The sequence below is a fragment of the Pseudomonas sp. YY-1 genome, from assembly GCF_002843095.1.
Lineage (GTDB): Bacteria > Pseudomonadota > Gammaproteobacteria > Pseudomonadales > Pseudomonadaceae > Aquipseudomonas > Aquipseudomonas sediminis_A.
Window position 1 is genome coordinate 290,599 of record NZ_PJLX01000003.1, and the last position, 14,877, is coordinate 305,475.

Consider the following 14,877-nt stretch of genomic DNA (forward strand, 5'->3'; position numbering starts at 1 on the left):
GTTGCCGTCTTTGCCCATGCTCTCACTTGCTACCGCGCGGATCGCACGATGATCCCGGTGCACGACTGAACCGTACCTTTGCCATTGCGGCCGAGGGCCGCACCAGTTTCGGAGCCCCAGCCAAGATGTACGAAGCCTCCCGTAGCAGCACACCCCAGATCGTCGAGATGCAGGTCATTCCGGTCGCCGGCCATGACAGCATGCTGCTCAACCTGTGCGGCGCCCATGCCCCCTACTTCACCCGCAACCTGGTGCTGCTCAAGGACAATGCCGGGCGCATCGGCTGTGGCGAAGTCCCAGGTGGCGAAGGCATCCGCCAGGCGCTGGAGCGCTGCCGCGAACTGGTGATCGGCCAATCGGTCGGCCGTTACAACCATGTGCTCAATCGCCTGCGCCAGGCCATCGCCGGGCCGGCCAAAGGGCCGCAGACCACCCAGCATCAGGTCACGTCCGAATCCGAAGCGCGTGTACTCAAGCAACCGCACGAGATCAACCTGCGCCTGGACAACGTGATCACCGCGGTCGAAGCCGCCCTGCTCGATCTGCTCGGCCAGCATCTCGACGTGCCGGTGGCCGAACTGCTCGGCAGCGGCCAGCAACGCGACAGCGTGCCGATGCTCGCCTACCTCTTCTATATAGGTGAACGCCAGCGCACCGACCTGCCCTACCTCGCAGGTAAAGGCTCGGCAGATGACTGGTATCACCTGCGCCATCAGGCCGCGCTGACGCCGGAGGCCATCGCCCGCCTGGCCGAAGCGGCGCATGCGCGCTACGGCTTCAACGATTTCAAACTCAAGGGCGGCGTGATGCGTGGCGCCGAGGAAATGGACGCGATCCGCGCGATCAAGGCGCGCTTCCCCGATGCCCGCGTCACCCTCGATCCCAATGGCGCCTGGTCGCTGGATGAAGCCATCGCCCTGTGCCAAGGACAAGGTCACGTGCTGACCTATGCCGAAGACCCTTGCGGCCCGGAGAATGGCTACTCGGGTCGCGAGATCATGGCCGAGTTCAAGCGCGCCACCGGCATCCCCACCGCCACCAACATGGTCGCCACCGACTGGCGGCAGATGGGGCACTCGTTGCGCCTGGAGGCCGTGGACATTCCCCTGGCCGACCCGCACTTCTGGACCATGCAGGGCGCCGTGCGCCTCGGTCAGGTCTGTGAAGAGTTCGGCCTGACCTGGGGTTCGCATTCGAACAACCACTTCGATATTTCCCTGGCCATGTTCACCCATGCTGCGGCGGCCGTGCCCGGCCGCGTCACGGCTATCGACACCCACTGGATCTGGCAGGAAGGCGAGGAACGTCTGACCCGCGAGCCGCTGCAGATCATCGGTGGCCAGGTGCAGGTATCGGACAAACCCGGCCTAGGTATCGAGCCGGACATGGAGCGGATCATGGCCGCTCACGAACTTTACAAAAAGGTGGCCAACGGCGCGCGTGACGACGCCATGGCCATGCAGTACCTGGTTCCGGGTTGGCAATACGACCCGAAACGTCCCAGCCTCGGCCGCGAGTGACTCGCGCGGCTTTTATCCCAACCCGGAGTATTCCAATGAAAAAAACATTCCGCGCCTCCCTCCTTTCTGCCCTGGTCGGCATGGGTGTCCTGGCCACTCATTCCGCCACCTTCGCCGATGAAGTGAACTGGCCGACCCGCCCCGTCCAGGTGGTGGTAATCGCCAACCCAGGCGGCGACACCGACTTCAACGCCCGCATGATGGCCAAGTACTTCAACGAGATCACCGGCAAGACCATGGTGGTAACCAACGTCGCTGGCGGCGGCGGCACCCTGGCTGCCGAGCAGGTCAAGGGCGCAGCGCCGGATGGCAACACCATCCTGTTCACCCACCCGGGCCAGTTGATCGTCAACGAAGTCGCCGGCCTGACCGAAGACAGCTACGAGACCTTCGACGTGTCCTGCATCGCTGGCGTCGACAAGAGCACCGTGTTTGTCGCCTCCAAGCAGTCCGGCGTGACCAGCATGAAAGACCTGGTCGACAAGTCCAAGGCCAACCCGGGCAGCATCACCTACGGCACCGAGATGGGCAGCTTCTCCCACATTCAGGGTCTGATGCTGGAAAAACTCACCGGCGCCAAGCTGAAGATGGTCGACGGCGGTACCGTATCCGATCGCGTGGTCGGCATGCTGGGCGGCCGCCTCGATCTGGGCGCTATCACCTACGGTTCCGTACAGGACTACGTGCAGGGCGGCCAGATGGTCGCACTGGGCCAACCCAACGCCGAGCGCAACGCCATGCTGGGTGAAGTGCCGACCCTCAAGGAGCAGGGCCTCGACATCACCATGGACAAGCCCTACGTAGTGGCCTTCCCGAAAGGCACCGACCCGGCGATCGTGAAGAAGATGTCCGACATCATGCAGCAGATCACCGAGCAGCCTGCCTACGCTGAAGACCTGAAGAAGTTCAAGCAGCCGGTCGCGTTCTTCGCCACCGAAGACGCCAAGCAGATTCTGGCCAAGACCCGCGAAGACTTCATGCAGTTCAAGGATGAACTGCGCAAGGCCAAGTAAGCCATAACGCAGCGCCGGCACGATCGATTCTTACCGGCGCTGCACCTCAGAACACCGAGGTACACGATGAACACCCTGAACAAGAAAGAGCTGATCATCGGCATTGCCATGCTCGGCGCCAGCCTTACCTACCTGGTACTGGCACAACAGCTCCCCGGGCATGATGGTGTCGATGCCGCCACGGTGCCGAAACTGCTGGCCGGATTCCTGTCTCTGCTTGGCGTGATGCAACTGGTCAGCGCCTTTGCCAAACCCAAGGCTGCTGCCGAACCCGCCGCCAGTCCGGCTCCTGCAGAGGCCGAAGAGCCAACTGTTGAAATTGTCGAGCCGAAGACCGTCATCAAGACACTCGGCCTGATCCTTGGCTACATGGCCCTGCTCGGCCCTGTGGGCTTCCCGATCATGACCGTGGTTTACCTGTATCTGCAGTTCCTCGTGCTGACCCCGGTAAACCAGAAAGCCAGGCACCTGACCTATCTGCTGGTCGCCGTCATCTGCTCTGCGCTCATCTTCCTGCTGTTCCGCGAGGCCTTCGATCTGTTGCTGCCCGCTGGCCTGCTGAACAATTTCATCTGAGGATCGACCATGCTCGAATTACTGCAGCAAGGCTTCGGTGCCGTCTTTTCACTGAACATCATGATGCTGATGGCCGTCGGCGTGGCCATGGGCATCGTCTTCGGCGCCGTGCCCGGCCTGTCGGCAACCATGGCCGTGGCGCTGTGCCTGCCGCTGACCTTCACCATGGGCCCGCAGGCGGGCCTGTCGCTGCTGGTCGCATTGTTCATCGGCGCCACATCCGGAGGCCTGATCTCGGCGATCCTGCTGAAGATTCCGGGAACGCCCTCCTCCATCGCCACGGTCTTCGACGGTGGCCCGCTGATGGAGCAGGGGCACGGCGTCAAGGCGCTGGGCGTCGGCATCGTGTTTTCCTTCCTGGGCACCATCTTCAGCATCGTCGCGCTGATGTTCATCGCTCCGCAGCTGGCCAAGGTCGCCCTGAGCTTCGGCCCGCACGAATACTTCGCCATCGCCGTGTTCTCCCTGACCCTGATCGCCACCCTGTCGGCCGGCTCCATGGTCAAGGGCCTGTTCGCGGGTGCGCTGGGTATCGCGGTATCCACCGTCGGCATCGCCCCGGTCGAGGCAGTGCGCCGTTTCACCTTCGGCATCAGTGAGCTCAATGGCGGCTTCTCGATGCTCACGGTAATGATCGGCATGTTTGCCGTAGCCGAGATCATCAAGCTCGCCGAAACCGGCCGCCATGCCGTACAGGGCAAGGCCAAGTCGGTGAGCATGAAGAACATCAAGGGCTTCGGTTTCTCGCTCAAGGAATTCCGCGAGCAACTGCCCAACGCCGGTCGCTCCGGCCTGATCGGTCTGGGCATCGGTATCCTGCCAGGCATCGGTGCGGGCACCTCGAACCTGGTGTCCTACATCATCGCCAAGAAACGCGCGAAAGACGGGCACACCTACGGCAAGGGCAACATCGGCGGCGTGGTCGCCAGCGAGACGGCCAACAACGCCGGTATCGGCGGCGCCATGATGCCACTGATGACCCTGGGCATCCCCGGCGACACCGTCACCGCGATCATGCTCGGCGGCTTCCTGATCCACGGCATCCAACCCGGTCCGCTGCTGTTCATCAGCCAGGGTCCGCTGGTGTACACCATCTTCGCCGCGCTGATCGTCGCCACGGTGATGATGTTGTTCATGGAGTTCTACGGCCTGCGCCTGTTCATCAAGCTGCTCGACGTGCCCAAGCACATCCTGCTGCCGATCATCCTGGTGCTGTGCGTGGTCGGTGCCTTCGGCCTGTCCAGCCGCCTGTTCGACGTCTGGTCGATCCTGCTGTTCGGTCTGCTCGGCTACGTCTTCGTCAAGGCCGGTATGCCGGCGGCGCCGTTCATCATCGGCTTCATCCTCGGGCCAATGGCGGAAACCAACCTGCGCCGTGGCCTGATGCTGTCGGACGGCAGCTTCGCCGAGTTCTTCACCAATCCGATTGCCGGCACCTTCCTCGGCCTGGCATTGGTGTTCGTGCTCTGGCAGGTGTTCAGTGCATTGCGCCCGAAACCCAGCGCGATCAACGAAATACTTCGCACCTGACCCACCCCACCGTTCCCCTCGCCAACACGGCGAGGGGAATACCCGCATCTCCCCTCTCACGCCCGCACTCCAAAAGCGTCCTGCGCCACTGTCCAGCCCGCCACCTGCTCGCTCAGACTCAGGCCCAGCCCGGCCCGCATCGGCACCTGCATGCAACCGTCGCGAATCTCAAGCCGCTCGTTGAACAAAGGCTCCAGCCACTCGAAATGCTCCACCCAGGTGGCATGCTCGTAGGCAGCCGCCAGATGGATGTGCAGTTCCATGACAAAGTGCGGCGCCATGACCAGGCCGTGCCGTCTGGCCACCTCGGCAACCTGCAGGAAAGGTGTGATACCACCGACTCGCGGTGCGTCATGCATGATCACGTCGACCGCGCCGCGCTCCACGTAAGCGCACGCCTCGGCTGCGCTACTGAGCATCTCGCCGCTGCCGACCGGGGTAACCAGTTGCGCGGACAACGCCGCATGCCCCTCCAGATCGTGTGCATCGAGCGGCTCCTCGATCCAGGTCAGGTTCAGCTCTTCCAGAGCGCGCCCCATGCGCAGCGCCGTGGTGCGATCCCATTGCTGGTTGACGTCCACCATCACCGCCACTTCATCACCGAGGGCATGACGCAAGGCCCGCACGCGGCGTAAATCCTCAGTTTGATTCGGCTGCCCGACCTTGAGCTTGATGCCACCGATGCCGCTCGCCAGCGCCTGCCCGGCGCGGTCGATGAGCTCCTCGATGGGCGCCTGCAGGTAGCCGCCAGAGGTGTTGTAGCAAGGCACCGCATCACGCTGGGCGCCGAGCAGCTTGGCCAGCGGCAAACCGGCCCGCCGCGCCTTGAGATCCCACAACGCCGTGTCGAACGCCGCAATGCTTTGCACTGCCAGACCACTGCGGCCGATGGAGGCACCGGCCCAACTGAGCCGCCCCCATAGACGGGCAATATCGTTGCCATCTTCGTTGAGCAGCAGCGGTGCCAGCTCGCGGGCGTGAGCGTATTGCGCCGGGCCACCGGTGCGCAGGGTGTAGCTGAAGCCGAGCCCGGTATGCCCCTGGCGGGTTTGTAGTTCGACGAACAACAGGCTGACGGCCGACAGCGGCAATTGTCGACCAGTGGACACCTTGGCATCGCTCACGGCCCGAGCCAGTGGCAGATCCACCGAGCGCAGGCCGATCCAGGTGATCGGATCAGGGGTGTAAAGGTCGAGGCTCATCGTCACTCCGGGCGCGAAAGCGTGGAGCGATGATGGACGCCGCCATTGATCCAGGTCTAATCTAGTTTTCTACTCAATTGATACCTGGATTGAATCAGTGTTCGAGCTATCGCAACTGCGTTGCTTCACCACCCTGGCCGCCGAGCTGAATTTCCGCCGCGCTGCCGAGCGCCTGAACATGACTCAGCCGCCACTGAGTCGGCAGATCCAACTGCTAGAACACCAGTTGGGCGTGGCGTTGTTCACCCGCAGCACCCGCTCGGTGGCGTTGACGGCAGCTGGCCGCGCTTTCTTCGTCGAAGCCCAGGCTCTGCTCGACCAGGCCCACCGCGCAGCGCAAAGCGCCAGGCTGGCTGCCATCGGCGAAAGCGGCGCACTCAACATCAGCTTCGTCGCCAGCGCGGTGTATGACGTGCTGCCGCGCGCGATCACCACCGCCAAGCGCGAACGCCCCGGGGTGGATATCGCCTTGCTGGAGATGAGTACCTTCGAACAGGTGCAAGCGCTGCGCGCCCGGCGTGTGGACCTGGCCATCGTCCGAGCGCCCTTGCAACAACCTGGGCTGGTCAGCGAATGCCTGCTGCGCGAACCCTTCGTGCTGGCTGCGCCCGCCGAACATCCACTGGCGCAGCACGAAAGGCCGACCCTGGAAATGCTCCATAGCCAACCCTTCATCCTTTATGCACATACCGCCTGGCAGCCCTTCAACGAACTGCATACCGGCCTGTTTCGCGCCAGCGGCATCCAGCCGGAGTTCGTTCAGGCGCTGGGCTCGACCCTGACCATCCTGTCGCTGGTCAATGCCGGCATGGGGCTGGCACTGGTGCCGCGCAGCGCCAGTGCCATCCGCTTCGAGCAAGTACGTTTCCGCGAGCTGCCGCTACCCGAAGGCATAAGCGGGGAGCTGCATCTGGTCTGGCGCGACGACAACGACAACCCGGCCTTACCGTCGATAATCGCAGCTGTGCGCCAGGCCGCGAACGACATCTATCCGCAGAGCTGAGGCGTCAAGCGCGTTTGCCGACCTCTGCCTGCTGCACCGTCCAGCCGGCAACCTGCTCGCTCAGACTCAGCCCCAGACCCGGACGAGTCGGCACCAACATGCGTCCGTCGCGAATCTCCAGACGCTCGTTAAACAACGGCTCCAGCCATTCAAAATGCTCGACCCATGGCTCGCGCGTGTGGCTGGCGGCAAGGTGCACGTGCAGCTCCATGGCGAAGTGTGGCGCCAGGGTCATGCCGGCCTGCTCGGCCAGGGTCTGCACGCGCAGGTACGGGGTGATACCGCCGACACGCGGCGCATCGGGCATGAGGAAGTCGGCGCCGCGCTGGCGAATGAACTCCCAGTGCTCGGCGGGGCTGGTGAGCATCTCGCCGGTGGCGATCGGTGTATCGAACAGGCGCACCAGCTCGGCATGACCTTCGGCGTCGTAGCAGTCCAGCGGCTCCTCGATCCAGATCAGGTCGAAGGGCTCCAGACGACGGCACATGCGCCGCGCAGTCGGGCGGTCCCATTGCTGGTTGGCATCGACCATCAGCGGGAAGCTCTCACCCAGATGTTCACGCACCGTGCTGACGCGGTGGATATCCAGCGCCCAGTCAGGCTGGCCGACCTTGAGTTTGATGCCGCCAATGCCCTTCTCGCGGGAGATATCGGTGTTCTTCAGCAACTGGTCTAGCGGCGTATGCAGGAAGCCGCCGGAAGTGTTGTAGCAGCGCACCGAATCACGATGGCTACCGAGCAAACGTGCCAGCGACAAGCCACTGCGGCGCGCCTTGAGATCCCACAGAGCGACGTCGAAGGCACCGATGGCCTGGCTCGCCAGGCCGCTGCGACCGACCGACGCGCCGGCCCAGCACAGCTTGTCCCACAGCTTGGCGATATCACTGGGGTTCTCGCCGATCAGGTTCGGCGCCACTTCCAGGGCATGGGCGAACTGACCGGGGCCACCGGCACGCTTGGAGTAACTGAACCCGAGGCCACGATGACCATCGCGGGGTTCGATCTCGGCGATCAGGATGGCAATCTCGGTCATCGGCTTCTGCCGGCCGGTGAGCACCTTGGCATCGCTGATCGGGTTGGCCAGCGGCAGCGCTACCGAGCGCAGACTGAGCCAGGTGATGCGGTCATCATCGGCGCGTGGGCTGGAGTTATCGGTCATGACTCTTCCTCGTGATGAGAGTCGGCGCCCCGATGGGTCGCCAAAAATGGACAACCCGAGTCAGATTAAGATGATTGCGCAATCATTCAAGCATCGAGATCATCTGCTGTTCCCTGGCTGATCCGGCACCGCGACGACTCATCTAGACATTTCACAAATCTGCAACATTCGCCCACTACGCTGAGCGTGTCCCGCCACGCCTGGCTCCCGAGGCACCTCGTCATGTTCCTGCAAAAATCCCTGCGCGCGCAGATTCTCGCCCTGCTCGGCGGCAGTCTGGCACTGATCCTGATCACCGCCCTGGCCTGCTTCAGCTTTCTCTCCAGCGGTATTCAGTCCTACCGCGGCCTGCTCGATGGGCCGCTGGAATCTTCGCGCCTGATCGACGCGGCCAACGTCGAATTCAAGATTCAGGTGCAGGAATGGAAGAACGTCCTACTGCGCGGCCAGGACAGCGCCAACCTGCAACGCTACTGGAGCCAGTTCGAAGCGCAGGAGCGCAAGGTGCAGGATATTCTCGGCCAGTTGACCCTGGTCGCCGCTGCCGACCCGGCGTTGAAGACGCAGGTCGAGCGCCTGCGTAGCGAACATCAGGCGCTTGGTGGCAATTACCGCAAGGGCCGCGACGCCTTCGTGGCCGCCGGAGCCGATGCCAGAGCCGGCGATGAAGCCGTCAAAGGTATCGACCGCGCCGCCAGTGAGCAGATGACGGCACTGGTCGAGCAGTTACGCCAGAACAGCCTGAGCCAGGCCGAGCAGATCAACGCCAGCGCCGCGCGCACCATTCTCAGCGGCACAGTCGTGATGCTGGCCGCAGCTTTGGTCATCGCCGTATTCAGCCTGTGGCTGGTCAATCGCAATCTGATCATCCCCATCCGCCAACTGATCGGCCATGTCGACCAACTCAGCCAAGGCCGTTTCGGCCAACGCGTGGAAAGCACCCGGCAAGATGAACTGGGCCTGCTGGCGCGCGCCGCGAACACCCTGCGCGACTTTCTTGCCAGCACCAGCGAGCGCCTGCACCACAGTACGCAGAACCTCGACAGCGCCAGCAGCGAGCTGAACGCCATCGCCTCACGCATGACCGAGGGCGTCAGCGAGCAGTTCGAGCGCACCGATCAGGTCGCCACGGCCATGCATGAGATGTCCGCCACGGCGCAGGAAGTCGCGCGCCACGCCGCCGACGCCGCGCATGCGGCCAACGATGCCGACGACTCGGCACGCCAGGGCAGCACGGTGATGCAATCGACCATCGCCACCATCACCGACATCCGCGGCGAGATCGCCAATACCGCCGAAGTGATTCGCCGCCTGGAAAGCGACAGCGGGCGCATCGGCAAGGTGCTGGAAGTGATCCGTGGCATCGCCGAACAGACCAACCTGCTGGCCCTTAATGCCGCCATCGAAGCCGCCCGCGCCGGCGAACAAGGCCGCGGTTTCGCCGTGGTCGCCGACGAGGTGCGCCACCTCGCCCAGCGCACCGCCGAGTCCACCGCAGAGATCAACCAGATCATCGACACCGTGCAGAGCGGTGCGCTGAATGCCGTGCGCGCCATCGAGAGCGGTCAACAGCGCAGCGAACAGGGCGTGACCCAGGTCACCGAGGCCGGTGCCATGCTGCAGCGCATCACCGAGGCCGTGGAAGCCATCCGCGACATGAACCAGCAGATCGCCACCGCCGCCGAAGAGCAAACCTCGGTGGCCGAGGATATCTCGCGCAACCTTACCGAGCTGACCGCCATCGCCAGCGCCAACCAGGACAACGTCGAACGTACGCAGAAAGCCAGCCGCAACCTGCATGACATGTCCGGGCAACTGGGCGAAGTGACTCGCCGCCTGGGCTCCTGACCCGATCTGCGAACCGGCATGGCACGCGTCTCCGCCTCCAGCATCTACCGCCTGCGCGCAGAGTGAGTAGCGAGGCGCGGGATCAACAGCATGCTGCGCCCCTCCAACTCGCCTGCGCGGAAGGCAGGCAAGGCTTCGCCCTGTCCGCTCCACCTGCTGAAAACAGGCAAACGACAAAAGGCAGCAATTAGCCCTTGCTATTTATGTAATAGGAATTATTCTCAGTTACGTAATGACGGCCAAGGAGACCTGCCATGACCTACCTGATCGATGCCTGGCTGGACCGCCCGCATCCCTACCTGCGCATCCTCAACCGTGAAACCGGTGAAGTCTGCGCCATGCTCGAAGAAGAAGCCCTGGACGAACTGCGTGATCAGGGCGACCTGGATTTACACGAGCTCAGCTCCAGCGAACCCATCGTCCTCAAGGAACTGGTGCGCAGCCTGTTTCTGTACTGCTACGCCCGGGCATTGCGCCCATCCTGAAAGACAAAACGGCCCTTGTGCAATGCAGAAGGGCCGTTCGTACGTAGCCTAGGGTGGACGACGCTTCACCCGTCCACCGTGGTCGCGATGGTGGACATAAAAGCCTTGTCCACCCGACACGCGCCTGCCGATTTCACTTACAGGATGTCGAGCAGCTCGACATCGAATACCAGCACACTGTGCGGCGGAATGCTGCCAACGCCCTGAGCGCCGTAGGCCAGCTCGCTCGGTACGTGCAGGCGCCATTTGCTGCCGGTGCCCATCAGTTGCAGCGCCTCGACCCAACCCGGAATCACACCACCGACCGGGAATTCAGCCGGCTGGCCGCGCTCGTAGGAGCTGTCGAACACGGTGCCGTCGATCAGGGTGCCATGGTAGTGAGTACGTACCTGGTCTTCGGCAGACGGCTTGGCGCCCTCGCCGGCTACCAGCACTTCGTACTGCAGGCCGGAAGCCAGTACGGTCACGCCCTCACGCTTGGCGTTCTCGGCCAGGTAGGCACGGCCTTCACCGGCAGCGGCTTCCGCCTTGGCGGCCGCTTCGGCCTGCATGATTTCGCGGATGACCTTGAAGCTGGCGCCCAGCTCGGCCTCGGACACGCGGCTGGCCTGGCCGGTGAAGGCGTCGGTCAGACCGGCGAGAATGGCGTTCAGATCGACCCCGGGCGGCGGGTTGTCACGCAGCTGACCACCGAGTTGACGACCGATGCCGTAACTGACGCGGCCTTCATCGGAGGACAGGTCGGGGCTGAAGTTGAATTCGGACATGAAGGGCTCCGCTTGGGGTATCAAAAAAAGGTCGGCCAGCCTAGCATAGAACCGCACGCCCCCCACCCCCGCCATTGATCTGCCGGCTCAAGGCAGCCACGGCTCCCTTGACCTGCAGCAATTACTACTACCTTTAGCTAAGCCACCCTTAAGGAAAGCAGGATATCATATTGACATCACACTGTTCGCCCTTACATCACGCAGGAGCGTGCGTCATGCAAAACTGCTCTCGAGTCAGTCTTCGGACATGGATATGGCGCGCATTCGTACAAACTGCATTGATTCCGCTGATCCTGGTCGAGACTGTCCTGATCAGCGTCTACCTGTTCACCAATGTGTCCATCCGTGACGCGCAGATATCACACCTGCGTGAGACCGCCCTCAATGACCTGCAGGCCGCAGCGAGCCAGGAGGCGCATCTGATCGAGAGCGAACTCGGTCATATCGCTCGCCTTACCAGCACCTACGCAGCCCTTACCCAGCAGACCCTCAACGACCGTCAGCCCATCGCCCCGGCAACCCTGGCGACGACTGCCAGCGGCGTGCGCTACAGCCCGAGCGATGAGGGTGGCGCGGCGTCCTTCTACTCCAATGCCACGCCACTGGACAAACAGGATCTGTACAAGGTGGCGCGCCTGACCCGTCTCGATCCGCTGATGCGCGAAACCGTGCGGCAAAACCCACTGGTAGCCAGCATCTATTTCAACAGCTGGGACAGCTACAACCACATCTTTCCCTGGTTCGACACACCTTCGCAGTATCCCCACGACATGGTGATACCGGACTACAACTTCTATTACCTGGCAGACGCCAAGCACAACCCCGAACGCAAGGTCGCCTGGACCGACGTCTACCTCGACCCGGCTGGCCAGGGCTGGATGCTTTCTGCCGTTGCCCCCGTGCTGCGTGGGGACTTTCTCGAAGGTGTGGTGGGCCTGGACATCACCGTCGGCAAGCTGCTCGAACACATTCAGAGCCTCAATGTGCCCTGGGACGGCTACGCCATGATCATCAGCGATGAGATGAACATCATGGCGCTGCCACCGGCAGGAGAAGACGACTTCGGCCTGGATGAACTGACCACTCACTCCTACGACGAAGCGATCAGTTCGGAGCTGTTCAAGCCCGAGGATTTCAATCTCCGCAAACGCACCGACACCGTCGATCTCGCCAAAGCCATCGCGCAGCGTGACAGTGGCGTGTTGTCCATGCCTCTGAATGGCCGTCCGCACCTGATCGCCTGGGCCACGATTCCGGCTACCGACTGGCATCTGCTCACCGTGGTCGATGAGTCCGAGGTATTCAGCCAGACCAACGAACTGGCCAGCCACTACCGCAACATCGGCTACCTGCTGATCGCCGGCCTGGTGTTGTTCTACCTGGTGTTCTTCGCCTTCATGTGGGGCCGTGCCCGTGAACTGACCGAGCGCCTGCGCAAACCCATCGGCGGCATCGTTGCCATGCTTCGCGAAATCGGCCAGGGCAACTGGAAGCCCAAGCGCCCGGCGACCACCATCGCCGAACTCGAGGCGATCATCGATGATGTCGAATCCATGGGGCAGCGCCTGGAGCGCAGCGCCACCCAGCTTCAGCGCGCCAGCCACGAAGCCCAGGAAGCCAGTCGTGTCAAGAGCCAGTTCATCTCCAGCATGAGCCATGAGCTGCGCACCCCGCTCAACGCCATCCAGGGCTTCGCGCAATTGATGCGCATGCAACAGGCTCAACCGGACAAGCAGGACACCGACTACCTGGAAGAAATCCTGCTCGCCAGCCGCCACCTCAACCAGTTGGTGGGCGATATCCTCGACTGGTCGAGCCTGCAGAGCGACCAGCCACGCCTGGACATGACCAAGGTCGACGCCGTCGCCCTGATGAACGAGTGCGCCGACCTGGTCGCACCGGAAGTCGAAGCCCATGGCCTGGAACTCAAGCTGACGCTGCCGGAAACAGCCGTGCCGGTACTGGCGGACCAGCGGCGCCTGCGCCAGGTGCTGCTCAACCTGCTGTCCAACGCCATCAAGTACACCCCGTCCGGCAGTATCAGCCTCAGCTGCACCGAACATGATGACCGTGTACGGCTGATGGTCAGCGACACCGGCATGGGTATCGCCAGTGAGTTGCAACCGCTGCTGTTCGAACCCTTTCAGCGCCTGGGCCAGGAGAACGGCGCCATCCAGGGCACCGGAATTGGCCTATCGTTGTGCAAGGAATATGCAGCGCTGATGAATGGCGAGATGGGCCTGCACAGCGAGCCGAACAAGGGCAGCCAGTTCTGGATCGACCTGCCGCGCCACGTCACCCCGGTACAAGCTGAAGCAGTTGAATCGACGTCGCACCAGGCATGTGTCTATCACGGCGACCTGGACCGCACGAACCGTGAAATCGTCAGCCAGGCGCTGGCCGATATCGATCTGCAACAGTTCGAGGATGGCCAGCAACTGCTGGCGGCGCTGCACAACAGGTGCCCTGACGTGCTGCTGCTCAGCGTCGAACTGAATGGCCTGGACGGCCGCGACCTGCTCCGCGCCCTGCACCAAAGCGCCGAGCTGGCGGACCTGCCGGTGATTCTGCTGAGCCGTGAAGATCAGCTGCAGGAACTGGTCGGCCTGGGTGCCAGCGCCTTGCTCGGCGTGCCCATCGATCCTGATGAACTACACCAACTGGTCTGCGACCTGACCGGTAAGGAGGCTAACGATGCTGTCTAAGGACTTTCGACAATCACGCGTGGTCATCGTCGATGATGTGATCGCCAACAGTCGCCTGCTGGAGTCCAGCCTCCGGGCCTTTGGCCTGCGCGACACCATCAGTTTCTCCGATTCGGCCGCCGCGCTGGACTGGTTGCAGCACAACCCCTGGAGCCTGCTGCTGCTCGATCTGGACATGCCGGCGCCGAACGGCTTCGACATTCTCCGCGCGCTGGCCGACCGTGATCGCAGCAGCAACCCGATCATCATCATTACCGCGCTGAACGACGCGGCCAGCCGCCGCACCGGCCTGGAACTGGGCGCCAACGATTATCTGAGCAAACCCGTCGACCTGCCCGAGGTGATCCTGCGAGTGCGCAGCAACCTGCAACTGAGCCAGGCCAGCCTGGCCCTGTACGAAGCCAACACGACCCTGGAACAACGCGTGCGCGAGCGCACTGCACAATTGAGCCAGAGCTATTCGGCGTTGGTACGCACGCTGTGCCGAGCATCGGCCTACAGAGACAGTGAGACTGGCAACCATATCGTGCGTATCGGTGAGTCAGCCGCGTTGATTGCCAAGGCCTATGGCATGAGCGCCGACTGGGTCGAGCTGATTCGTCAGGCGGCGCCGATGCACGATGTCGGCAAGATCGGCATCGCCGACCATATCCTGCTCAAACCCGGCGCTCTGACCGATGATGAACGCCGGCAGATGCAGGAGCACCCCGCCATCGGCCACGCCATTCTGACCGACCAGCACGCCTCTGAGCTGACCACGCTGGCGGCAGAAATCGCCCTGACCCACCATGAGAAATGGGATGGCAGCGGCTACCCGAGTGGGCTGCGTGGCGAACAGATTCCTCTGTCCGGACGCATCGTCGCCATCTGCGACGTCTACGACGCCTTGCGCATGCCACGCCCATACAAGGCGCCCTGGCCCATCGAAAAAGTCCAGGCGTTTATTCGTGAACAGTCCGGCAAGCATTTCGACCCAGAGTTGGTCTCGCTGGTGGAGAGCCTCTATGAGCAGATCGAGACGCTCCAGCACGACCTCAGCGATTGCCCGCAAGGAGACTGATAGACCTTG

The 14,877-nt window shown here is 62.9% G+C and carries 12 protein-coding genes; 9 read left to right on the top strand and 3 right to left on the bottom strand.

The features are described from left to right. Positions 1-125: 125 nt before the first annotated feature. The 4 genes from CXP40_RS06535 (at position 126) to CXP40_RS06550 (ending at position 4,639) form a co-directional block, all read left to right on the top strand. The gene (locus tag CXP40_RS06535; protein ID WP_106733124.1) at positions 126-1,520 is read left to right on the top strand and encodes an enolase C-terminal domain-like protein; all 1,395 of its coding nucleotides are present in this window, start codon (positions 126-128) and stop codon (positions 1,518-1,520) included. 35 nt (positions 1,521-1,555) lie between these two features. Then, positions 1,556-2,533, top strand: coding sequence for a tripartite tricarboxylate transporter substrate binding protein (locus CXP40_RS06540; RefSeq protein WP_106733125.1), 978 nt, complete (start codon positions 1,556-1,558; stop codon positions 2,531-2,533). A gap of 66 nt (positions 2,534-2,599) precedes the next feature. After that, positions 2,600-3,109 carry a tripartite tricarboxylate transporter TctB family protein gene (locus CXP40_RS06545; RefSeq protein WP_106733126.1) on the top strand — a complete coding sequence of 170 codons (510 nt, stop codon included), beginning with the start codon at positions 2,600-2,602 and terminating at the stop codon, positions 3,107-3,109. A gap of 9 nt (positions 3,110-3,118) precedes the next feature. After that, complete coding sequence (locus tag CXP40_RS06550) at positions 3,119-4,639, top strand: tripartite tricarboxylate transporter permease (RefSeq protein ID WP_106733127.1); 1,521 nt, start codon at positions 3,119-3,121, stop codon at positions 4,637-4,639. A 56-nt stretch (positions 4,640-4,695) separates the two neighbouring features. On the opposite strand, the gene CXP40_RS06555 is transcribed toward CXP40_RS06550, so the two are convergent. Then, positions 4,696-5,841, bottom strand: a complete 1,146-nt coding sequence (locus CXP40_RS06555; protein ID WP_106733128.1) for a mandelate racemase/muconate lactonizing enzyme family protein — start codon at positions 5,839-5,841, stop codon at positions 4,696-4,698. A 97-nt stretch (positions 5,842-5,938) separates the two neighbouring features. Between CXP40_RS06555 and CXP40_RS06560 the strand changes: the two genes are divergently transcribed. Continuing rightward, positions 5,939-6,844, top strand: a complete 906-nt coding sequence (locus tag CXP40_RS06560) for a LysR family transcriptional regulator (RefSeq protein ID WP_106733129.1) — start codon at positions 5,939-5,941, stop codon at positions 6,842-6,844. Positions 6,845-6,848: 4 nt separating this feature from the next. On the opposite strand, the gene CXP40_RS06565 is transcribed toward CXP40_RS06560, so the two are convergent. Next, positions 6,849-8,003 (bottom strand): mandelate racemase/muconate lactonizing enzyme family protein, encoded by a 1,155-nt coding sequence (locus tag CXP40_RS06565; protein ID WP_106733130.1) that lies wholly within the window; start codon positions 8,001-8,003, stop codon positions 6,849-6,851. A gap of 222 nt (positions 8,004-8,225) precedes the next feature. Here CXP40_RS06565 and CXP40_RS06570 point away from each other — a divergent pair, with 222 nt between their 5' ends. Together CXP40_RS06570 and CXP40_RS06575 are read left to right on the top strand one after the other, a co-directional pair. Then, entirely contained in the window at positions 8,226-9,851 is a 1,626-nt protein-coding gene (locus CXP40_RS06570) for a methyl-accepting chemotaxis protein (protein WP_106733131.1), read from the top strand. A 254-nt stretch (positions 9,852-10,105) separates the two neighbouring features. Beyond that, complete coding sequence (locus CXP40_RS06575) at positions 10,106-10,336, top strand: hypothetical protein (protein WP_004423370.1); 231 nt, start codon at positions 10,106-10,108, stop codon at positions 10,334-10,336. A gap of 137 nt (positions 10,337-10,473) precedes the next feature. On the opposite strand, the gene CXP40_RS06580 is transcribed toward CXP40_RS06575, so the two are convergent. Then, positions 10,474-11,103, bottom strand: coding sequence for an FKBP-type peptidyl-prolyl cis-trans isomerase (locus tag CXP40_RS06580; protein ID WP_092380275.1), 630 nt, complete (start codon positions 11,101-11,103; stop codon positions 10,474-10,476). A gap of 215 nt (positions 11,104-11,318) precedes the next feature. Here CXP40_RS06580 and CXP40_RS06585 point away from each other — a divergent pair, with 215 nt between their 5' ends. Then, a complete protein-coding gene (locus CXP40_RS06585) occupies positions 11,319-13,808 on the top strand; it encodes an ATP-binding protein (RefSeq protein ID WP_106733132.1) in 2,490 nt (829 codons plus the stop codon). After that, positions 13,798-14,868: an HD domain-containing phosphohydrolase gene (locus CXP40_RS06590; protein WP_106733133.1), complete on the top strand. Its 1,071-nt coding sequence runs from the start codon at positions 13,798-13,800 to the stop codon at positions 14,866-14,868. The genes CXP40_RS06585 and CXP40_RS06590 overlap by 11 nt, the downstream gene beginning before the upstream one ends. Positions 14,869-14,877: the final 9 nt, after the last annotated feature.